Annotated in this window: 24 protein-coding genes and 1 other annotated feature; of the genes, 1 reads left to right on the top strand and 23 read right to left on the bottom strand. The window is 41.3% G+C overall.

What is annotated here, in order from left to right:
* Positions 1–28 precede the first annotated feature (28 nt).
* The 21 genes from ACGTN9_RS03880 to rpsU form a co-directional block, all read right to left on the bottom strand.
* Positions 29–562: a hypothetical protein gene (locus tag ACGTN9_RS03880; protein WP_499590739.1), complete on the bottom strand. Its 534-nt coding sequence runs from the start codon at positions 560–562 to the stop codon at positions 29–31.
* A 79-nt stretch (positions 563–641) separates the two neighbouring features.
* Positions 642–1,760, bottom strand: coding sequence for an RNA polymerase sigma factor RpoD (gene rpoD, locus ACGTN9_RS03875; RefSeq protein ID WP_499590737.1), 1,119 nt, complete (start codon positions 1,758–1,760; stop codon positions 642–644).
* A gap of 33 nt (positions 1,761–1,793) precedes the next feature.
* On the bottom strand, positions 1,794–3,617 hold the full coding sequence (dnaG, locus tag ACGTN9_RS03870; RefSeq protein ID WP_499590735.1) for a DNA primase: 1,824 nt from the start codon (positions 3,615–3,617) through the stop codon (positions 1,794–1,796).
* Positions 3,618–3,653: 36 nt separating this feature from the next.
* On the bottom strand, positions 3,654–4,124 hold the full coding sequence (locus tag ACGTN9_RS03865; RefSeq protein WP_499590733.1) for a YaiI/YqxD family protein: 471 nt from the start codon (positions 4,122–4,124) through the stop codon (positions 3,654–3,656).
* Positions 4,125–4,365: 241 nt separating this feature from the next.
* On the bottom strand, positions 4,366–5,178 hold the full coding sequence (locus ACGTN9_RS03860; protein ID WP_499590731.1) for a pyruvate, water dikinase regulatory protein: 813 nt from the start codon (positions 5,176–5,178) through the stop codon (positions 4,366–4,368).
* Positions 5,179–5,210: 32 nt separating this feature from the next.
* A complete protein-coding gene (ccpN, locus tag ACGTN9_RS03855) occupies positions 5,211–5,840 on the bottom strand; it encodes a transcriptional regulator CcpN (protein ID WP_028783245.1) in 630 nt (209 codons plus the stop codon).
* 82 nt (positions 5,841–5,922) lie between these two features.
* Positions 5,923–8,007 carry a glycine--tRNA ligase subunit beta gene (gene glyS / locus ACGTN9_RS03850; protein ID WP_499590729.1) on the bottom strand — a complete coding sequence of 695 codons (2,085 nt, stop codon included), beginning with the start codon at positions 8,005–8,007 and terminating at the stop codon, positions 5,923–5,925.
* A complete protein-coding gene (glyQ, locus tag ACGTN9_RS03845) occupies positions 8,000–8,890 on the bottom strand; it encodes a glycine--tRNA ligase subunit alpha (RefSeq protein WP_499590727.1) in 891 nt (296 codons plus the stop codon). The genes glyS and glyQ overlap by 8 nt, the downstream gene beginning before the upstream one ends.
* A 73-nt stretch (positions 8,891–8,963) precedes the next feature.
* Positions 8,964–9,137: a binding site (T-box leader), on the bottom strand.
* A 41-nt stretch (positions 9,138–9,178) separates the two neighbouring features.
* Complete coding sequence (gene recO, locus ACGTN9_RS03840; protein WP_499591279.1) at positions 9,179–9,931, bottom strand: DNA repair protein RecO; 753 nt, start codon at positions 9,929–9,931, stop codon at positions 9,179–9,181.
* A gap of 20 nt (positions 9,932–9,951) precedes the next feature.
* Positions 9,952–10,095 (bottom strand): YqzL family protein, encoded by a 144-nt coding sequence (locus ACGTN9_RS03835; RefSeq protein WP_499590725.1) that lies wholly within the window; start codon positions 10,093–10,095, stop codon positions 9,952–9,954.
* Between the two features lie 101 nt (positions 10,096–10,196).
* Entirely contained in the window at positions 10,197–11,102 is a 906-nt protein-coding gene (gene era / locus ACGTN9_RS03830; protein WP_499590723.1) for a GTPase Era, read from the bottom strand.
* A 135-nt stretch (positions 11,103–11,237) separates the two neighbouring features.
* Positions 11,238–11,615 carry a diacylglycerol kinase family protein gene (locus tag ACGTN9_RS03825; protein WP_499590721.1) on the bottom strand — a complete coding sequence of 126 codons (378 nt, stop codon included), beginning with the start codon at positions 11,613–11,615 and terminating at the stop codon, positions 11,238–11,240.
* A complete protein-coding gene (gene ybeY, locus ACGTN9_RS03820) occupies positions 11,590–12,057 on the bottom strand; it encodes an rRNA maturation RNase YbeY (RefSeq protein ID WP_499591277.1) in 468 nt (155 codons plus the stop codon). Before ybeY ends, ACGTN9_RS03825 begins: the two co-directional genes overlap by 26 nt.
* A gap of 279 nt (positions 12,058–12,336) precedes the next feature.
* Positions 12,337–13,308, bottom strand: a complete 972-nt coding sequence (locus ACGTN9_RS03815; RefSeq protein ID WP_499590719.1) for a PhoH family protein — start codon at positions 13,306–13,308, stop codon at positions 12,337–12,339.
* Positions 13,309–13,310: 2 nt separating this feature from the next.
* Positions 13,311–14,495 carry a sporulation protein YqfD gene (gene yqfD, locus ACGTN9_RS03810; protein WP_499590716.1) on the bottom strand — a complete coding sequence of 395 codons (1,185 nt, stop codon included), beginning with the start codon at positions 14,493–14,495 and terminating at the stop codon, positions 13,311–13,313.
* Between the two features lie 28 nt (positions 14,496–14,523).
* On the bottom strand, positions 14,524–14,805 hold the full coding sequence (gene yqfC, locus ACGTN9_RS03805; RefSeq protein ID WP_499590714.1) for a sporulation protein YqfC: 282 nt from the start codon (positions 14,803–14,805) through the stop codon (positions 14,524–14,526).
* A gap of 71 nt (positions 14,806–14,876) precedes the next feature.
* Entirely contained in the window at positions 14,877–15,410 is a 534-nt protein-coding gene (locus ACGTN9_RS03800) for a YqfB family membrane protein (RefSeq protein WP_499590712.1), read from the bottom strand.
* Between the two features lie 30 nt (positions 15,411–15,440).
* Positions 15,441–16,436 (bottom strand): flotillin-like protein FloA, encoded by a 996-nt coding sequence (gene floA, locus ACGTN9_RS03795; protein ID WP_093045551.1) that lies wholly within the window; start codon positions 16,434–16,436, stop codon positions 15,441–15,443.
* A 12-nt stretch (positions 16,437–16,448) separates the two neighbouring features.
* On the bottom strand, positions 16,449–17,789 hold the full coding sequence (locus ACGTN9_RS03790; RefSeq protein ID WP_499590710.1) for an NfeD family protein: 1,341 nt from the start codon (positions 17,787–17,789) through the stop codon (positions 16,449–16,451).
* A 130-nt stretch (positions 17,790–17,919) separates the two neighbouring features.
* The gene (locus ACGTN9_RS03785; protein ID WP_499590708.1) at positions 17,920–18,366 is read right to left on the bottom strand and encodes a GatB/YqeY domain-containing protein; all 447 of its coding nucleotides are present in this window, start codon (positions 18,364–18,366) and stop codon (positions 17,920–17,922) included.
* Between the two features lie 18 nt (positions 18,367–18,384).
* Positions 18,385–18,561: a 30S ribosomal protein S21 gene (rpsU, locus tag ACGTN9_RS03780; RefSeq protein ID WP_028783259.1), complete on the bottom strand. Its 177-nt coding sequence runs from the start codon at positions 18,559–18,561 to the stop codon at positions 18,385–18,387.
* 211 nt (positions 18,562–18,772) lie between these two features.
* Between rpsU and ACGTN9_RS03775 the strand changes: the two genes are divergently transcribed.
* Positions 18,773–19,699 (top strand): Na/Pi symporter, encoded by a 927-nt coding sequence (locus ACGTN9_RS03775; protein ID WP_499590705.1) that lies wholly within the window; start codon positions 18,773–18,775, stop codon positions 19,697–19,699.
* Positions 19,700–19,737: 38 nt separating this feature from the next.
* On the opposite strand, the gene deoC is transcribed toward ACGTN9_RS03775, so the two are convergent.
* Positions 19,738–20,406, bottom strand: coding sequence for a deoxyribose-phosphate aldolase (gene deoC / locus ACGTN9_RS03770; RefSeq protein ID WP_499590703.1), 669 nt, complete (start codon positions 20,404–20,406; stop codon positions 19,738–19,740).
* Positions 20,407–20,630: 224 nt separating this feature from the next.
* A complete protein-coding gene (gene mtaB / locus ACGTN9_RS03765) occupies positions 20,631–21,986 on the bottom strand; it encodes a tRNA (N(6)-L-threonylcarbamoyladenosine(37)-C(2))-methylthiotransferase MtaB (RefSeq protein ID WP_499590701.1) in 1,356 nt (451 codons plus the stop codon).
* Position 21,987: the final 1 nt, after the last annotated feature.

Below are 21,987 nucleotides of genomic sequence, written 5' to 3'. Positions count from 1 at the left end.
AATTCTTCTTTAGGAAAGAGCTATCCAATTAAAAGTTTAAAAACATGGTTAAAAGGGCAAAAACTGACCCTAGTAAGCCTGTAAATTTCAATAAACGGACCTCCCACCGCTTCCCCAGCCAATACCAGAAAAGACAATGAATAACCACAACGGAAACCACTGCCCAAACTGCAGTCTGCCAGAGCGATAACAAATGAAGGTTCCATAGTAATAAAAATAACAAATGAACTATTGAAGTAATGTAAAAATCAATCGACTGTTTATTATGTAGGAATACTGCGCTTAAACCAGCGCCAATTACAAATATCGACAAAATGACTGTTTGCATTATGAAAGCCGTTTCAGTAAAATAAATGACAAGAAATGAGATTGGAAGCAACAAAGATATTACTGCCAATCTTAAATATAAAAACATCTGTTTCCAAATAGATATGGGATTTTTAACCCCATCGCCTTTCGTATAAAGAGCAAGCAAATAATCACAATAGGATTCAGGCAGCAAGCGATTAGTTTTCCAATACTGGATTTCTTGAATGATGATTTCTGTGCGATTTTTCGTCATCATAACCACCCCGGAGCACCATTAACAGTAAAATAGACCAGGAACAAAATGGTTAGCTCCTGGTCATAAGAGTCACATTCTATTCTAAGAAATCTTTTAATCGTTTACTTCTACTAGGGTGACGCAGTTTTCTTAAAGCTTTCGCTTCAATCTGACGAATCCGTTCGCGGGTGACGCCAAACACTTTACCTACCTCTTCGAGGGTACGTGTACGTCCGTCATCTAAACCGAACCGTAAGCGAAGAACGTTTTCTTCCCGATCTGTTAACGTATCGAGTACATCTTCTAATTGTTCTTTCAATAGCTCATAAGCTGCATGATCAGAAGGAGAGGTTGCTTCCTGATCTTCAATGAAATCGCCAAGATGGGAATCATCCTCTTCCCCGATTGGTGTTTCTAAAGAGACTGGCTCCTGCGCTATTTTCAATATCTCTCTTACTTTGTCAGGGGAAAGCTCCATTTCCTCGCCGATTTCTTCTGGAGTAGGTTCACGTCCAAAGTCTTGCAGCAACTGTCGCTGTACGCGGATTAATTTATTGATCGTTTCGACCATGTGGACAGGTATACGAATCGTACGTGCCTGGTCAGCAATCGCTCGTGTGATCGCCTGTCTGATCCACCATGTCGCATAGGTGCTGAATTTGTATCCTTTACGGTAATCAAACTTTTCAACGGCTTTGATTAGACCCATATTACCTTCCTGAATCAAGTCGAGGAATAACATGCCTCTGCCGACATAACGTTTAGCGATACTTACCACCAGACGTAAGTTGGCCTCTGCCAGTTCACGCTTAGCTTCTTCATCGCCTTCTTCAATCCGTTGAGCAAGATCAATTTCATCTTTTGCTGCCAAAAGATTTACTCGCCCAATTTCTTTCAAGTACATACGAACTGGATCATTAATTTTGACACCAGGAGGTACGCTTAAATCGTTCAGGTCGAATTCTTCTTCCTTGTTTAACTGCTGCATGTTCGGATCCTCTTCCGAGTTACCGATCACCTCAACACCCTGTTCATTCAGGTACTCATAAAATTCGTCCATTTGTTCAGACTCCAGTTCAAAACTGGATAGACGTTCTGCAACTTCTTCGTATGCTAAAACTCCACGCTTTTTCCCTATTTCGAGCAATTGTTCTTTTGCCTGGTCCAGCGTAAGTTCATTTTCAGCTTCTTTAGAACGTAATGGCTTATCTGCCATAAGTCCCCCTCCTTCCAACAAATCACAAATCTTTTACTGCGAACTTCTCAGTTGTCTTCTCATCTGTATTATTTTCATGGCAATTTCAGCTGCCTTGATCGGATCATTTTGCTGCTCTGCCTGTTTTTGTTGTTCTTCCAATGATTTGATATCCATTTTGTCACTTTGTTCCGCGCGTATCAAACGAATATAATCATTGATTTCCCGTTCGGAAATTTCACTATGAACAGGCATCATCGCAAGCTTAACCACTAAATTTTTCAGGTCGGGTTCTGGTAATCTTTCAACAAAATGACTAACATCCGGTTCATTGCCTTCTTCAAAATATGCATAAAGATAAGTAACAATAACCTGATGTTCACTGATATTGAACCCTCCCCCTAATTCGGCCTGTACTTTATCAGCGACCTGGGGGTTTTTTAACATATATGCAATCAGTGCCCTTTCTGCATTATGGAAAGCAGGCAACAGTCTGTTTTCCATAATGCGTTCAGAACTGACATTGGATTGTCTTTTTCTTTTTGTCTCTTTTGCAGGGGATCCGCTTCTTCTCCGGTACTCTGATACTTCCTGCTTAAGCGTCTCTAAGGACAATTCAAATTCATTGGCAAGTTCCTTCAGATAGTGTTCTCTCTCAATTGCATGATCGAGTGTGGCAACTTCCTTAACTACTCTTTCTACATAAGCAATGCGATCCCCTTCTAAATTGAGATTATATTCTTTCCTGAGATGTCTCATAATAAAGGCCAAATAGGTATCGCTTGCTCCTAGAACTTCTCTTTGGAACTTTTCAGCCCCGTTAACTTTTATATAATCATCCGGATCCATTCCATCCGGAAGACGGGCAAGTTTAACAGTACAGCCGGCTTTTCTTAGTAGGCGGGCAGCTTTCAGAGATGCCTCTATACCCGGCCGATCGCCATCGTAACAAATGATAGCTTCTTCTACATATCTTCGAATCAGGTTTGCCTGATGTTCCGTAATGGAAGTTCCTAATGTGCCCACTCCATTATGAACACCTGCCTGATAAGCAGAGATAACGTCTACGTATCCTTCAAACAGTATGATGGAACCTTGTTTGCGGATAGCGCTTCTTGCCAAGTCAAAGTTGTATAGCAGTCTTCCTTTATGAAAAAGCTCTGTTTCAGGGCTGTTAAGATACTTAGGTTCCTGGTCGTGTATAGCTCGACCGCCAAAAGCCACCGTCTTTCCCAGATGGTTGCGTATTGGAAAAATAACCCTGCCTCTGAAACGATCGCTGTAGTCACCTGATTCATTCGAACTTAATAACCCAGCTTTCACCATTAATTGAGGATGATACCCTTTCTTTTCAAGAAAACGAACGACAAAGTCTTTTGAATTCGGGGCATAACCCAAATGGAAATGATCAATCATCTCCTCTGTAAATCCCCTGCTCAGCAGATACTCAAGTCCTTCTTTACCTTCTTTGGTATGTTTCAACAGGTGATGATAAAGTTTACTCAACCATTGATGCGCTTCGAGGATTTTTTGAGCTTCCTCGTTTCTGGGTGAGCTCACTTCCTGATTAAGAGTTACCTCGTCAGGAAGTTGATAACCACCTTTATCAGCGAGGTGTTTGACAGCTTGTAGAAATTCATACCCTTCAAGCTCCATCAAGAATGTGATAGCATTGCCGCCTTTACCACATCCGAAACAGTGGAAAATCTGTTTATCTGGAGAAACAGAAAAAGATGGGGTGTTTTCCCCATGGAAAGGACAAAGCCCAAAATAATTCCTTCCCTGCTTCTTCAGTTGTACATATTCACCAACGACATCAACGATATCATTGGATTTTCGTATTTCATCTATGGTTTCTTCTGGAAGATGTCCAGCCATCACTATCACCGTATTTTATGATTTATTCGATATTCATTAAAGAATACCTTCATGTTTCGACAAAAAATCATCCAGTTTATCCTGGAAGTTTAGGCGGTCCTGCTCAAGTAGAGGCGGTGGGCCTTTAATGCGATTGCCCCTCTTTTGAGTCTTCTGTCTTAAATGTTTCCGTAACATGATTTCATCTGCATCCGCCTCTTCAATCAGTTTACCTCGTGGGGTTATTGTGTAAACACCTCTTGAGGTCAACAACACTGCAAATGACAAATCTTGAGTTATCACTATATCTCCTTTTTTCACCCTGTTAAGAATAAAAAGATCTACAGCCTGATCCGCGTCATCGATGATTTTCCAGTCACCGTATTCCGAGTTAGGGCTATAATGGTTTATAGTGGCAACATATCGAGGTACAATAGAATGTTTTATGCAAACTCGATCTATCTCCTCTTTGACAGGACAGCTATCGGCATCAACATATAAAGCAGGTCTATTTTGCAACATTATCATAGATTCTACAGTGGCTCGCAAAATCCTCCTATTTCTTCAATGTTTTATTTTTCAGAATTGTTTCTATAACAACGATAGTTTAGCTACCATACATTTTTACACAAAAACACATTATAATACATACATTTGGTAATTGCTATAGTTTTTTTTTATTTTTTTATCTTTTTTTTATTTTTTCACGGAAAAATCGCGCCCTCTACCAATTTGGCGCGATTTTTCTTTGTTCATTACTAAGTTATTACTAAGATTGACGTTCATTCCTTAATTTGTTCATAATGACATTTGCAGTTTCTTCTACGGCTTTATGGGAAACATCAATCACATCACAGCCGATACGATCTACAACTTCATTAAAATGATTAAGCTCTTGTTTGATTCTCTCCATATTGGCATAACTCGCCTGGTCTCCTAATCCTAAAGCTTTCAAACGTTCCTTACGGATATCGTTCAGTTTTTCAGGACTTATCTTCAACCCGATGCACTTCTTCTTGTCTACATGAAACAACTCTTCAGGAGGCTCAACTTCCGGAACAATCGGCACATTCGCCACCTTCAGCCTTTTATGAGCCAGGTACTGGGACAATGGAGTTTTCGACGTGCGTGATACTCCGATGAGAACGATGTCTGCACGGGAAATGCCTCTTGGATCTCTGCCATCATCATACCTAACGGCAAATTCGATTGCTTCCACCCTTTTGAAATAATCCTCGTCAAGCTTATGAACAAGTCCAGGCTCCATTCGTGGTTTTGTTTTGAAGAAACGTTGCATACTGTCCATCATCGGTCCCATGATATCGATACATTCTAATTCGTATTCTTTAGCCTTTTTCAAAAGGTGCTCTCTTAGTTCAGGGATTACCAGCGTAAAACCGATCATTGCATTTTTTCCTTTTGCCTGCAATACCGCTTCATTTATAGTGCCCTCATCCTCAACATAAGGAATACGCTGAATTTCATAAGGGCCGTCATCAAACTGACTTAGTGCTGCCTTTACAACCAATTCTGCTGTTTCACCTACAGAATCAGATATTACAAATATCAATGGCTTCTCCATCCCAATCCCTCCTATTAGTCAGAGCGGAATGCTTATAAATGTTCGTCGCGCCCTAGTTCAACTAATGCTTTCGTCATATTTGTTTTTGTAATTCGTCCTGTCACTTCAAGCCCTTCATCAACATCTTTAACGATTGGCAATCCATCAATCTGCTTATCAATAAGCTTTTGTGCAGCGTCGAGTAATAAGTCATCTTTCCTGCACACCGTTATGTTCGGCATCCGTGTCATAATGATATGGACAGGAATAGAGTTCAAATCCTGGTTCCCTATACTTGCTCGCAATAAGTCTTTACGAGACAAAACTCCTAATAGCAAGGATTTATTATCGACGACAAACAACGTGCCGACATCCTCAAGAAACATTGTACAGATAGCATCATAAACAGATACATCTTCCTCTACAACAATCGGTATTGACTGATATTCCTGCACCTTGAATTTTTTCAGCTTCTCCGTCAATAACTCTGAACCGGTTTTTCCTGTGAAGAAATAACCCACTCTTGGACGTGCATCCAAAAATCCGGCCATTGTCAGAATAGCGAGATCCGGTCTTAGTGTTGCTCTCGTCAATTGCAATTGGTCTGCTATATTTTCACCTGTTATCGGTCCGTTCTCTTTCACGATTTCGATAATCTGTTCTTGTCTGCTGGAAAGTTCCATACTTTCACCACCCTGATCACTGACTGTGACATACTATTTAACTATTATAGCTCATTTTTATAAGCGGGTAAAAGAAGGAGGCTTAATACTGCTGTTTCCATTGCACTGCATTCAAGTCTGCAAAGGCATATACTTCTCTCGCTATCAGGTTTAATAAACCTAAGCGGTTTTCTTTCAGCCGTTCATCTTCTGCCATAACCATGGTATTGTCAAAGAAAGCATGGATTGGCTCTGCAAGGTCACCTAATGCTTCCAAAGCCTTGACAGCATCGTGTTTACTCAACGCATCCTTATACACTCTGCTTATTTTTTGGTACGTATTATATAAATCATGTTCCGTGTCATTTTCAAAGAGATTTTTGTCTACTTCTTCTGCATTTGTCTTTTTTGCCAAATTCAAGACACGGCCTAAGGCTTCGTGTGTTGATTTGAAGCTTTCGTCATTACGTTTTGATGCCAACAGCTTTGCTTTTTCCTTTGTAAATGGTACATGCTGAATTCCGTTCGCCAACACAGCTTCGACTATATCAGGTGCTACACCTTCTTCCCGCAACAGGTAACTTGCTCTAATATGGAAGAATTCCGTTAGAGCCTCAGCTACTTCTTCTTCTGACCGGTTTGTCAAACCAAGTTCGACATACATGCTGAGCGCTGTATCTACTAAAGTTTCCAGGCGAATATTCCAGGCTTGCTTGTCAAGCATTTGGAGAATACCGATTGCTGATCTTCTTAATCCATAGGGATCTTGAGAGCCAGATGGAATGATACCGATGGAAAAACAGCCAACAATTGTATCCAGCTTATCTGCTATACTTACAATTGTCCCAGCAACTGTTTCAGGCAGGGTTCCGTTAGCTTGACGTGGCATATAATGTTCATTAATCGCCTGAGCGACTGCATCATCTTCTCCGAAGATCCTGGCATACTTCTCCCCCATGATTCCCTGGAGTTCTGGAAACTCATCCACCATATGAGTGACCAAATCAAATTTACATATTTCTGCAGTACGGGTTACCTGTTGCTTTGAATTCTTATCCAGCTGTAGATGGTCACTGACAGCATCGGACAGTTTCACCGTGCGCTTCACCTTATCTGCAATAGTACCTAAGTCTTCCTGAAAGACCATTCGTGATAACTTTTCCAGACTCTCCTCGATAGTGATTTTCTGATCCTCTTCATAAAAGAAGCGGGCATCAGCCAGCCTTGCCTTCAACACCTTTTCATTACCTCGGGCCACATTGTCCAAATGGTTTTCATTCCCGTTTCTAACTGCTACGAAATAAGGAAGCAGCTCCCCTTCCTGGGAACGGACAGGGAAATAACGTTGGTGTTCTTTCATAGAGGTGATCAATGCTTCTTCTGGAACCACAAGAAAGTCTTCACTATAAGCCCCGTAAAAAACGGTCGGGTATTCCACAAGGTGCGTAACCTCGTTTAATAACTCTTCATCCACTAGGATATTCCATTCTTTATCTTGAGCTAACTTTTCAATTTGTGCCGCAATCATTTCCTTACGAAGCATGACGTCAGCTATGACAAACTGATCTTTCATAATATTTTCATAGTTCTCTGCATCGTCAATGACAACCTGTTTTCCTAAAAACCGATGTCCGAACGTAGTATTGCCTGTTTGTACACCTTCAATGGAAAACGGTATTACTTCGTTACCATAAAGAGCAACGAGCCAACGAATCGGTCGGGCATATCGAAGCTGCTTGTCTCCCCACCGCATGTTTTTAGGAAAATTCAGAGAAAGGATTACATCTTTGAATTGATCAATCAGATTTTTTGTCGCTTCCCCTTCAATGAACTTGTTGATATGCACATATTCAGTCCCTTTGATTTCTTTGAAATAAATGTCTTCGACGCTTTTACCTTGCCCTTTTGTAAACCCGATAGCGGCCTTCGTCCAATTCCCCTCTTCGTCCAGAGCGATTTTTTTTGCTGGACCTTTTGCTACTTCTTCGATATCTGGCTGTTTTTCGTCAAGACCTTCGATTTTAACGGTCAGGCGGCGTGGTGTAGCCATGGTAGCAATGGTTTCGTAAGGAAGACGCAAATCGTCCAGCCATTGTTTCGCTTTTTCTTCTAACTGTACAAGAGCATCGTCGATAAACCGAGCTGGAAGTTCTTCTAATCCGATTTCAAATAAAACTGTTTTACTCATTGGACGCTTCCTCCCTATCTTTCAGCATTGGGAATCCTAAACGTTCCCGTTCATCTACATAGGTTTTTGCAATTTTTCGAGCTAAATTTCTGACTCGCGATATATAACCAGTCCGCTCTGTCACAGAAATCACACCCTTTGCATCTAGTAAGTTGAAGGTGTGAGAACATTTCAATACATAATCATACGCTGGAAATACAAGGCCAAGTTCCATCGCTCGGCCAGCTTCTTTTTCATAAATACTGAATAAATCAAACAGCATATCGCTGTCAGAGGATTCAAATGTATATTTAGAATGCTCATATTCAGGCTGAGAGAAAATATCTCCTACTGTGACACCATCGGTCCATTCCAGTTCAAAAACATTTTCTTTATCCTGGATATAAGAAGCTAAACGCTCCAGCCCGTAAGTGATTTCTGCAGCCACCGGCTTCGCTTCAAGCCCGCCAATCTGCTGGAAGTAGGTGAACTGGGTAATCTCCATCCCGTCGAGCCATACTTCCCATCCTAATCCCGCAGCACCCAGGGTAGGGTTCTCCCAGTTATCTTCCACAAACCGTATGTCATGCTTCAATGGATCAATCCCTAGTGCTTTCAATGATTCTAAGTATAATTCCTGAATATTGTCAGGCGACGGCTTCATAATCACCTGGAATTGATGGTGCTGATAGAGACGATTAGGGTTTTCCCCATATCTTCCGTCTGCTGGCCTTCTTGAAGGCTCTACATAAGCAACATTCCACGGCTCCGGTCCAAGACTGCGGAGCAGCGTCATTGGTGACATGGTTCCGGCACCCTTCTCTACATCATAAGCTTGCATTAATAAACAGCCTTGATCCGACCAATGTTTTTGTAATGTCAGTATCATATTTTGAATATCCATGTTATCATCCCTCCACGATTGAAAGTATTTAATTTGTCCATAAAAAAACCTCGTCGCTATGCCACTTTCATGACATAGGGACGAGGTTTTCCCGCGGTTCCACCCTATTTGCTTTCTACTGTTAAGAAAGCCGCTTTGAAGAAGCTGCTCCGGAATGCCTTCCCTATTTCTTCAACACCTGTCTCCCACTATCACAGGTTCGCTTCAGTCGAGGGGAATAGGTACTACTTTCCTTCTACGCACAAGTTTAATTGGTATTAGCATCATACTTGAAAGTTAGATGATTTGTCAATCTTCAGGCCTGAAAAGGTCCAGCTGATTTAAAAACTTTTTTGATTTAATGAAATATCCACCGTAATAGTCATAGTAAGCATCCATTAACTGCCTTAATTTCTTTTTGTTTTCTTCTTTTATTGATATATTTCCAAGGCGGGCGGCATCCATATGGAGAAACAACCGGAGCAACTTAGCCATATTTTCAGTCAAACCATAGGCTTCTGGATCCAAATGCTTGCAACGGAAACATAAAAAGCCCCCTTCTTTTATAGAAAAGGAGAAGGGGCCATTTTCATTGCCGCAATTCACACAAGCATCCAGTTGTGGAGCAAAACCTGCTTTCTTATATAACTTCAGTTCATACATCAATGTTAGAATTTCCGGATCTTTGTCTTCTGTTATCCAAACCAATGTTTGAAGGAATTGTTGAAATAAAAATGGATCGGGCTGTTTTTCTTCCAACATTTTATCTGTCATTTCTGCTACATAAGCAGCATAAGCTGTTTTGATAATATCTTCACGAACTCCTCTTAGCGAGGAAATTACTTCTCCCTGGCTAAGAGAACCAAGGTTTCGCCCCGTTTGTACCAAATAATGGCCGTGAATAAACGGTTGGGTAATTGAACTCATTCTGCTTTTTGGCTTTTTTGCGCCTTTGGCCATGACAGCGAATTTTCCTTTTTCCCGCGAAAAAATTGTTACAATTTTATGCGTTTCGCCATAGTCTTTTGTTCGGAGAACAATTCCTTCAATTTTTTCAAGCAAAGCTTTCACCTTTTCTGGTTCTAAAAATTAGTTTCATGCCCAGAAACTGTCTCTTGTTCCTGTGATTCCTCTTCCTGAGGTGCTTGTTTTTCCATCTCTTTCATGAGCAAGTAGGTTTCTATGTTTCCTGTTTGACTGAAAACTTTCCATGGTAAGTCAAGCACAAGAAACACCGCCTTTCAAGTTAGTTATTCAAACAAAATAACATGACATTCTTAGGATGCTACAAGCAGCTTAAAGCATGAATATTAAAATTTACCATGAATTAATATTCATCGTCCCGATAGCCATACTCATTCAACTGAAGCTGACGATTTCGCCAATCTTTTTGGACCTTCACCCACAAATCAAGAAAAACTTTCGTGCCTAACAATGCCTCAATATCCTCTCTCGCGCGCTGCCCGATTTCTTTGAGCATTTTTCCTTGTTTACCAATTATGATTCCTTTTTGAGAGGGCCGTTCAATGATAATAGTAGCTTGAATATATACGGTTTCTGATTGCTCCCGATGTTCGATTCCATCAATCACTACCGCAATAGAATGAGGGACTTCCTCCCTTGTCAAATGTAATGCTTTTTCCCGAATCATTTCACTTATGATGAACCTTTCCGGGTGGTCTGTGATTTGATCTTCCGGATAATATTGTGGTCCTTCAGGAAGCTGGGCTTTCAACACTTCTAATAAGTGGCTGACGTTATTCCCTTCTAAAGCTGAAATAGGGATAATTTCTTCAAAATCATACATTTCTCTGTACTGGTCGATCAATGGAAGCAAATCATCAGGGTGGACCTTATCAATCTTATTGATGATGAGAAACACAGGTTTATCTACTTTTTCAAGTCGATCAATGATGAATTGATCGCCGCGGCCATAACCTTCTTCCGCATTGATCATAAACATGATAGCGTCCACTTCATTTAAGGATTGCTCGGCAACTTTCACCATGAAATCCCCTAACTTATGTTTTGGCTTATGGATTCCAGGTGTATCAATAAAAACAATTTGAGCATCATCTTCTGTCCAGACACCTTGTATTTTATTTCTAGTCGTTTGAGGTTTATCGCTCATGATAGCAATCTTCTGTCCTATCACACGATTCATAAAAGTCGATTTCCCTACATTAGGACGTCCTATGATCGCAATAAACCCTGATTTGAATGTATTGTCCATGTGGTATCCTCCGTTTGTGAATGAGGTCTGTGTGTATTTACTATTTTACTATAGAAAAGTTGTAAATTCATGCACTCGACAAAAGCTTTCAATCTTTTTACCCTGGCCTGAAACAGTTCTAATAAAATGGCCTGCCTATAGAAATGCCATTATTTTTGGAAGGAAAATAATCAAACCAATGATGACTGAAAAAAATGCAGCCACCAGAACTGCACCAGCTGCGATGTCTTTAATGGCACCTACAGCTGGATGGATATCAGGGGCTAAATGATCCATCGCTTTTTCGATACTTGTATTTACCATCTCCAGGGTCAATACTAACGCTATAATCAGCAATATAACTGTCCATTCTACTGGAGAAAGATGCAATAGCCATGATAATATCAACACAATTACGGCTGCTGTTATGTGGATTTTTATATTTCTTTCTGTCTTTGCAACTATAATTATCCCACGCCATGCATACCGAAACCCGATTCCCCGTTTTTTATTTCCGTTCCAATCCGAAGTCATTTAAAATATCCTCTTGTTTTTGGAACATTTTCTTCTCATCTTCTTCCTCCAAATGATCATATCCTAATAAATGAAGAAAACCATGAAGAGCTAAGAAGCCTAATTCCCGTTCTAGGGAATGCTGATATTCTTCCGCCTGCTCTTTTGCTTTATCAACAGAAATCACAATGTCTCCGAGTACTACCGGTATTTCTTCCCCGATAACCCGGATTTCTCCTTCGCCTTCTTCTTGCATAGCAAACGAAATGACATCCGTAGGCGTATCCTTCTGCCGGTAATTCCGGTTCAAAATTTGTATTTCTTTATTATCCACAAAATTCACAGATATTTCCGCTTCATTTTGTACCTCTTCTTTTTCCGCTGCAAACTTCAATAACCGCTGAATCATATCGATATAACCTTCATCTACTGTATTCGTTTCGTCGTGGAAATCGATTTGTATCACTGGTACAGCCTCCTTGATGAGCTTTTTCATCTCTTACTGCATATTCTGTCCGATTGACTTGTTCTTATCGGTCTGTTCCTTAACATGTTCCGCTTTGCCATGCGAATTAAACCTCTATTGAAATGGTTGTAAGATATAAATCATTCTCATCTACCCTTGGTAAAAACAGTTTACCATCGTCACTTCCCTGAGCTGTTTTCTTTTAAAGGATTGGATCCCAATAATAGCACTAGGATCTAGCCGCTTATTTAAAAATAAGACCCTTTGGACCGGGTCTTATTTTTCTTCACTCTTATCCTTTTCATATGCGTCTATTATCCGTTGCACTAATGGATGACGAATGACATCAGTCTGATCAAGATGGATGAACGACGAACCTTTAATATCCCTTAAGCGCAGCTCAGCCTCACGCAGACCGGATCTTACACCCTTCGGCAAATCCACTTGAGTGATATCACCAGTAATGACCATTTTGGATCCAAAACCAAGCCGGGTCAAGAACATTTTCATTTGCTCTGGAGTTGTATTTTGGGCTTCATCCAATATGGCAAAAGCATCATCCAATGTTCTTCCCCGCATATACGCCAGTGGTGCAATCTCGATGGTGCCCCGCTCGATCAGACGTGCGGTATGTTCTGTTCCTAATACATCATGAAGAGAGTCGTAAAGAGGACGAAGATATGGATCTACCTTCTCTTTCAAATCACCTGGTAAAAAGCCAAGACTTTCTCCAGCTTCCACAGCAGGGCGAGTCAGGATGATCCGTTTCACTTGCCCGTTTTTCAGGGCATTCACGGCCATGACAACCGCTAAATAAGTTTTCCCGGTACCTGCCGGGCCAATGCCAAACACTAGATCATTATTACGGATAGCTGACACATATCCGCGCTGTCCCAAGGTTTTGACACGGATGGACTTACCTTTGGCGTTCCGGGTGATTTCATCTTCAAATAAAGCCTCGAATTGATTGATCTTGCCTTTTTTGGCTAATTCGACAGCATATACGACATCTCGTTCTGTTATCGTCAGGCCTTTACGAATTAAAGCCAGCAAGGAAAGCAATATTTCTTCTACAAGCCTGGCCTTGTCTCCTTGACCAGAAGCACTGACATGTTCTCCACGGGATATGATGGAAACTTGCAGCTGCTCTTCAATTTGTTTCAGGTTTCTATCTTCCGTACCAAATAAAGCTAACGCTTCAGATGGATTATCTAGTTGTATGTCAATCGTTTTTAAGTCTTCCTGCATACTCAATCTCCTTGATTCACATTCTTTATCACTGCAATATCTTCATGTACTTTTACAAATAGAATTAATTTTACTTTACCATTGTCAACACTTTGGTGCAAAATATTTTCTTCCAAAATTTTTGAACCCTCTGGGATTTTTTTCAATAGGTCCCTTTTTCCTTGCTCTATTGCTATCGCTGCAGCTTCTTTTTCCGAGCGTTTATGCTGTAATTGATTCAATTCAAAGATGGTGGTTTTTTTCCAATATAACGGAAGCGATTTAGAAAAAAGGCTCAGCTGGTGATAATCTTCTTCTTTTTTCTTGACCTCATAGTCTATTTTACCCCATCCCCATACGGGGAATTCAAAACCAGCTATGTTGATATGGTATTTATTTTCAAATTCCCCTGTGGCAGTTTGTATCTTTTCTGTTTGACTCGCTGATACTTCGACTCGATACCAGGTTTCTGCAATTACTTCACCTTCCGCACGGATAAGTTTCTCATCGTTTTCATCCAGCTGGGCAGAAGCTAATAATTCACCTTTTTCCACGAAATCATTAACTTCTACCATCGGTTTTCCTTTTGCGATATATATATAATGGATCATCCCTTTCTTTGCGGCAACTAGATGAGCAGGCTGCATTGCATTTTCTTTTTCTACTAATGTTTTTTCGACACCCTGAAAGATATAGGCTGTCCCCTTCTTTTCCACACCGATCCATAACAACTCTGGAACATCATCCAGCAGTTTTTGCTGGAGCTTACCATTATCTTCTAATCGAAAAGATATCGCCCCAGGCTGGACACCATATTCGCGCAATTGTTTTTCAACTTTCTTCTCTAATTCTTTTGGCAGCCCTTCAATATGCACAGACCAAACCAAATTGGATACAAACACCAGCAGGAGCACGGTCAGTATCAGAGCAAACCATAATGGTTTTTGAGCAAGAAAGCTTTTCCATATATACGGGAGTCCTTGTCCACGCTTCAAGCGTACTTTAAACCTTGTCCGCTTTCTGATTCGTTTGACCTCGGGTAAGTCAGCAAGGTAGATATTAGCTTGAAGCTGGTGGTCAGATAGCTTTTTTGCATTCCAAATGACCACCCCTTCCTTTGCGCATAGATTTATGAATTGTTCAGGATATGTACCTTGGATAATCAATGTGACGTATCCTTTTATGAATTTTCCTTGTAAGGGTTTCATAATAGAGGTCCTCCTTCGAACGGGCTGGTTACTGATCCATAAAGAGGATCGAATGCATTTTACCTTCGACTAGAATCTCTTCCGACAACATCATCTTTAATACAAATCCCTCACCCACCAGACGTATATAGCCTTTTCTTGACTTCAGCCTGATCTCCTGTTCTGAAAAATGCACTAAACCCTGGTGGTTTTCAATATATACATGAAAGTCTCCAATTGTAGTGACCCTTGGCAAATCCAACATGACATCAGAAGGAAGTTCCAAGTAGTTGGCCATCCAGCCACGGATCTGTTGTTGCCACTTTTTCATGTAACGACCTCCCCCTCCTCTATATATACGAAAAACGCACGGATTGTATCACTACAATCCGTGCGTTCTTGTTAATAATTATTTCGTTTTGAGAATGTCCGGTGTGGTTTATGAGCACGAGGCGGACCTAAAATCTCAGCCATCATCACACTTTCAGCAATTTTCTTTCGATTCAGGTTACTCTTAATCGAAAGGGACGGGGCTGTTTCATTTTTACTGTACTGCGTCGGTTTGGTCCTTTCCATCTGCCCAGGCAAGGCGTCATGTATGTTCCTGTTCGGAGTTTCATACGTAAAGGAACCTGAGCCTTTATCACCAATATCCCGTGCTGAGATATCCTTGATATGCTTTTGTTTCTCTTGATAATATCGTTCCATTTTGCTTTCGCCTGCAGCCTTACCTGGTGTTCGCTCGGCTTGTTCTGCTCGCTCAGTCTTGGGACGTACTGGCCCTGAAGGAGTACGTGGTGCAGGCGAGGAGGGCTGCCTTGCAGGACGCTCCTCCTCTTGTTCCCCGTTCATGCGATTTAACCAGCTGATAATACCTCCAATAAAAACGGCTACAAGGAAAATATTATTCAGTATGAAATCAATGAAGTTTCCCATGGACTCATCCTCCTTATACCACGAAGATGATTATTTCTCTTCGTCTTCTCCATGGTCTTCTTTAGAAAGTTTGCCTAACGTATCACGCATGTCTGTATCCGCATTGATGTTACGGTAATTCATGTAGTCCATGACACCCATCTTCCCGGATCGCAATGCTTCAGCAAGTGCCTGAGGTACTTCAGCTTCTGCCTCAACAACTTTTGCCTGCATTTCTTGTACTCTGGCACGCATCTCTTGTTCTTGAGCAATTGCCATAGCACGACGTTCTTCCGCTTTCGCCTGCGCAATATTCTTATCTGCTTCCGCCTGGTCTGTTTGCAGAATCGCTCCGATATTTTTACCAATATCAATGTCAGCAATATCTATGGATAATATTTCAAATGCAGTACCGGCATCCAATCCTTTTGATAACACATTTTGAGAAATACGATCCGGATTTTCCAGTACTTTATTATGGTTTTCAGAGCTACCGATTGTGGAGACGATTCCTTCCCCAACACGTGCAATGACCGTGTCTTCACCGGCACCACCGACCAAACGGTCAATGTTGGCCCGAACGGTAATACGAGCCTTGGCTTTAACTTCGATACCATCCATAGCCACACCAGCAATGAATGGTGTTTCAATTACTTTCGGATTGACACTCATTTGTACAGCTTCTAATACATCACGGCCTGCTAAATCAATAGCGGCACATCTTTCAAAGCTTAGTTCAATGTTAGCACGCTGTGCAGCAATCAAGGCATTGACTACACGGTCTACGTTTCCGCCAGCTAAATAGTGACTCTCTAATTGATTGGTGTCTACATTCACACCTGCTTTATGAGCCTTGATCAATGGATTAATGACACGAGATGGAATTACCCTTCTCAAACGCATTCCTACAAGTGTGAAAATACTGATACGTACACCTGCCGCCAATGCACTGATCCAGAGCATGACTGGAATGAAAGTGAATAAGATAGCAAGCACAATGATGATGAGCCCAATAATTATGATTGGCATTAGTTCATTTAACGTCATCTTTTTTCCTCCTTAGTTATCTTTATTTAATTCACGCACAACAATGCGGGAACCTTCTGTTTTAATGATCTTTACTGGCTGCCCTGCCTGTAAAAACCTCCCTTCCGATACGACATCCAACCTTTCATCGTCAAACACAGCAGTGCCGGAAGGACGCAGCGGTGTCAACGTTTCTCCCTCTAAACCGATTAATTCTAACCGGCTGACAGAGGAGACGAATCCTTTGTCTGTGGTCGTAGCTTCCTGAAGTATGATGTGCCGGAAAAAACCCCTTTCCAATCCAAGATATTTGAATAAGATTACAGAGGCGACTATCGCTACCAGGATTGCAATGCCGATGCTCATAGCCATATGACCTGTATCTGCTCCGGATAACATCAATGAGGACACGATAGCCACTGCCCCCGCCACACCTGCAATACCTCCAGGTAAAAAGAATTCAGCAACCACTAGTACGATTCCCAGTACAAGCAGAATGATCGCCTCATATCCTGCCAGTCCGGCAATGATATGCCCATAGAAAAATAATACCAGAGAGAGCAACCCCATTGTACCAGGTATTCCAAATCCAGGAGAGTATAATTCAACAATCAATCCCAGACTTGCAACTGAAAGAAGAATCGGAACAACCACCGGATTGGTCAAGAAGCTGGCGATGTTTTCGGCTAAAGAAGGTTTCGTTTCCACTATTTCCGCCTTTGACAGCCCTAGTTCGCTAAGCAGTTCTGTACGGTGGCTGACTACATCTTTCGCGTAGCCTACCTCTACAGCTGCACGTGGTCCCAATGTAAGAAATTCCCCTTCTGGAGCGTTATACTCTGGGAGATCTACTGATGGATCCGCCATTGCTTCTGCGTAAATGGGGTCCCTCCCATTGGATTCGGCTGCTGCAGTCATTGCAGCAATCCAGGCAGATTGAGCTTTTTTATCCGCTGCCTTCCCATCTGAGGTAATCACTCCCGAAGCCCCCATTGTGGCAGAGGGCTTCATGTATATCTGATCAGAGTTAAGGGCTATGTAGGAGCCGGCTGACAGTGCCTGAGTGGTAACAAAAGCAGTATTGGGAATTTTTAAATCCTGGAATAGCTCTCCGATAGCATTAGCTGAATCAACCCTGCCACCAGGGGTAGCAATTTCAAAGATAACATGATCCGCTTCAGCTTCCTTAGCTTCTGTAATGGCTCGCTTTAAAAATGCTTCCATCCCTCTTTCCACCGTATTCTCTACGGGAATAATGTAGACAAGCTTCCCTTTCCCGTCTTCTGCATTTATCTCATGTCCCGTCATACCAATAATCGGCAAAAGGGCCACCAGCAGTACCATCAAAATAAAATAACGAGCAATTCGTCTCATTTAGGTACTCCTTTCCTGACACAGTCATGGTATATATACGTTTCACCTTTGAATTAAGTTTCATTCAAATAAAAAATATATAAAAAAATCTCCCTGTTTTAAGGGAGATTTTTTTATCATGCACGTACGATCATGACAAATGTTTAAGTACGAGCTTGTTCACCTGTGAACCATCCGCCTTACCTTTAACTTTAGGCATGATAGCACTCATAACTTTCCCCATATCTTGTTTAGAGGAAGCTCCTACTTCTGTAATCGTATCTTGAACAACTTGTTCAAGTTCTTCTTCTGAAAGCTGTTTCGGCATATATGCTTGTAAAATCTCTATTTCACGATTAAGTTTTTCTACAAGGTCTTCGCGTCCAGCTTCTTTAAATTCATGGAGGGAATCTTTCCTTTGTTTTACCTCTCGGGATAAAACAGTAAGTTCTTCTTCTTCAGATAATTCGCCTCTACCAAGCTTGATGGCTTCATTTTGTAAGGAAGCCTTCACCATACGGATGACAGTCAATTTTTCTTTGTCCTTATTCCGCATCGCTTGTTTCATGTCTTCATTGAGACGTTCAACTAATGACATAGCTCTCTACACCCTCTTTTACCACTTACGCTTTCTAGCGGCCTCAGACTTTTTCTTACGGCGTACGCTAGGCTTTTCGTAATGTTCACGTTTACGATATTCAGATAGCGTTCCAGATTTGGATACACTCTTTTTGAAGCGACGAAGAGCATCTTCAAGAGACTCGTTTTTACGAACGCGAGTTGTTTTTGACATGCTATTTCCCTCCCTCCGAAGCATAAAGCAAGTATCTTCTCTGCATGCATCTCTACCTTGCATGCCTTTGATAATTATATTATAACCCCTAAGTTGGGTCAACTTATTTCGTTGAATTTGTTCCATTCTTGCCATTTTAAGTGAATAGAACATTAGATTTTTGCACATTATTCTGCGTCCTTGTCCATATAGTGTTATGAGGTGTGGTCAAATGCTTATGGAATTGATTTCAAAACTAACCGTGTTATTATTAATGTTTTTATTCGGGCTTCAATGCTTGAAAATCGGCCTATTTCAACTATCCTATCATCGGACCAAGCAATGGATTCAACATTTTTCAAATAATCCATTCACTGCAATATTAACAGGATTTGCAGCAACAGGGGTGCTTCAAAGCAGTTCGGTAGTCATCGTGTTAGCAATGGGGCTTGTTACCACTAAGTATATGAAAGTGACACAGGCTATTGGTATCATGCTCGGGGCGAATCTTGGTACGACGATTACCGGAGAGATTCTTAGTTTATCCCTCCACCTTCCTTATGCTGCCTTACTTATAGCAGGCGTTTTAATGATCATCATTCAGCACCAGAAGACTTTCGCATGGGGTACTATTCTTTTTGGACTAGCAGTCATCTTTCTTGCATTAGAAAACTTGGGCGGCTCTATTTCAGATATGATGGTGCTTCCTGGAGCGGAAGATTGGGTTTCTTCCCTAAATAGTTCTACGATATCAGCACTATTTTTTGGAATTATCGGATCAGGGTTAATTCAATCCTCTTCTGCAATGTTTGGGGTTACACTTTCCTTGCTGGATCAGGGAGCTATTTCTATGTCTTCTGCTATCGCTGTCATCCTCGGAACAAATATCGGCACATGCATTACTGCCTCGATAGCAGGCGTGGCTTTAGATAAACAGGCCAGAGTAGTAGCATCCAGTCATATTTGGTACAATCTGATCAGTGTCATGCTTTTTCTGCCGTTTCTCAGCTTATTAGATACAGTGTCGCAATGGTTAACACCAGACCCTGGCAGACAATTAGCTCATTTGGCCGTTCTATTCAATACCTTGACCATTTTCTTTTTCTATCCATTTCTGAAACCATTTGAAAAGTGGCTTACACGTTTGCACAACAAATAAACCAGCCTGCTTATGCATGGCTGGTTTTAATTTCTATTTTAATAATCAGAAGTTCCTTGCTCGCCTTTGATAATTTGAATACCAGAGCTCGCACCAATACGTGTTGCACCAGCATCAATCATTGCTTTTGTAGATTCGAAATCACGTACTCCGCCAGAAGCTTTTACGCCAAGCTCCGGTCCTACAGTGGTACGCATTAATTTAATGTCTTCTACAGTGGCTCCTCCCCCGGAAAAACCAGTAGAAGTCTTCACATAGTCAGCTCCAGCTTTAACAGCCAGCTCACAAGCCTGGACTTTTTCTTCTTTAGTAAGTAAAGAAGTTTCAATAATCACTTTTACTAGAGCTTTGTCTTCTGCTTCTCTTACAACAGCTTCGATATCAGCTTGTACAGTGTCATAGTCTTTTGATTTAAGGGCACCGACATTGATGACCATATCCACTTCCGCAGCACCATTCTCGATAGCTTGCTTTGTTTCAAAAGCTTTTATCTCTTTCGTGTTTGCTCCGAGAGGGAAACCGATTACCGTACATACCTTGACAGAAGTTTCTTTTAACTGTTCATAACAGTAGTTGACCCAGTATGGGTTGACACAAACAGAAGCAAATTCATATTCTTTAGCTTCCTGACATACTTGATCTATCTTTTCTTTTGATGTTTCAGGCTTTAATTGGGTATGATCAATATATTTTGCTAAGTTTTCCATAACGCTCTTCCTTTCTGGATATCGTTTGGTTGTCCGTACCTCTTCATCATAGCACGAAGCAAAAGTAAATTCTATGTCTAGTCTCTTCCTGTTAGAAAAACTTGACTTGTCGCCAAGTACTTATGGCGAAAAATTTCTTATACATTAATCCTTTAACAAAGTTAAACTTGCTTAAAGTGTAAAAAAAGCCACACGAATCTCTCGCATGGCTGCCTTCTTCTTATTTAAATTGCAGTGACATGACTACTCAAATCAGGTTCATCCATGACACGTACAAACTGTCCTTCATTATAAGGATAACCTGCTTTAGTGATTTTAACCTTCACTATTTCTCCGATTAATTCTTTGGAGCCTTCAAATTTCACTTTCAGGTAGTTATCCGTGTAACCGATTAATACACCTTCCTCATTGCCTTCTTTATCTTCCTCTTCCGGGATGACCTCCAGCACTTCATTTTCAAACATAGACGCATATTCCTTCGCCTGTTGATTAGACAACTCGATAAGCCGGTGAACACGGTCGTTTTTCACTTCCTCATCGACTTGGTCGGTCATACGGGCAGCTGGGGTTCCTGTCCGTTTTGAAAAAGGAAAGACATGCAGTTCGGAGTAACCAATATCCTGGATGGCCTGGTAGGTTTCCATGAACTCTTCATCGGTTTCCCCTGGAAAACCAACAATGACATCTGAAGTGATTGCCAAGTTAGGCAGCGCTTCTTTGATACGTTCGATGCGCTCCTTATAAAATTCCATCGTATACTTCCTTCTCATCCGTTTTAAGACAGAATCCGAACCGGATTGTAAAGGAATGTGTAAGTGTCGTACAATCTTATCAGAGTCATTTAACACTTTGATAACATCATCAGTGATTTGACTTGCTTCAATGGATGAAATACGAATGCGTTTTAACCCGGTCACCTGCTCATCCAGTTCTCTAAGGAGCATGGCGAGGTTGTAATCTTTCATATCTTCTCCATAACCGCCGGTATGAATCCCTGTCAACACAATTTCCTTGTAGCCCGCATCGACAAGCTGTTGTGCTTGTTTAATGACATCCTCAGGCTTTCTTGACCGCATTAGACCACGAGCCCATGGAATGATGCAGAAGGTACAAAAGTTGTTGCAGCCTTCCTGGATTTTCAAAGAAGCGCGCGTACGGTCTGTAAAGTACGGAACGTCCAATTCTTCGTAAACACGGTTCTTCATGATATTAGTTACGCCATTAATTGGCTGTCGTTCTTTTTTATATTGCTCAATATAATCAAGCATTTTCACCCGGTTCTGTGTCCCTACTACAATATCCACTCCAGGGATGTCCATGATTTCACCTGGAGAAGTCTGGGCATAACAGCCTGTGACACAAATGACACCGTCCGGATTTTTTCTTATTGCTCTGCGGATGACCTGCCGGCTTTTCTTATCACCGGTATTCGTAACCGTACAAGTATTAATGACATAGACATCTGATTCACGATCAAAATCGACACGCTCATAGCCCTGGTCTTTGAATAATTGCCAGACTGCTTCTGTCTCATAATGATTTACTTTACACCCTAATGTATGAAATGCCACTGTAGGCATT

It is taken from the genome of Halobacillus sp. B23F22_5, assembly GCF_043497085.1.
Lineage (GTDB): Bacteria > Bacillota > Bacilli > Bacillales > Halobacillaceae > Thalassobacillus.
This window is presented reverse-complemented; position numbering and strand designations above follow the sequence as displayed.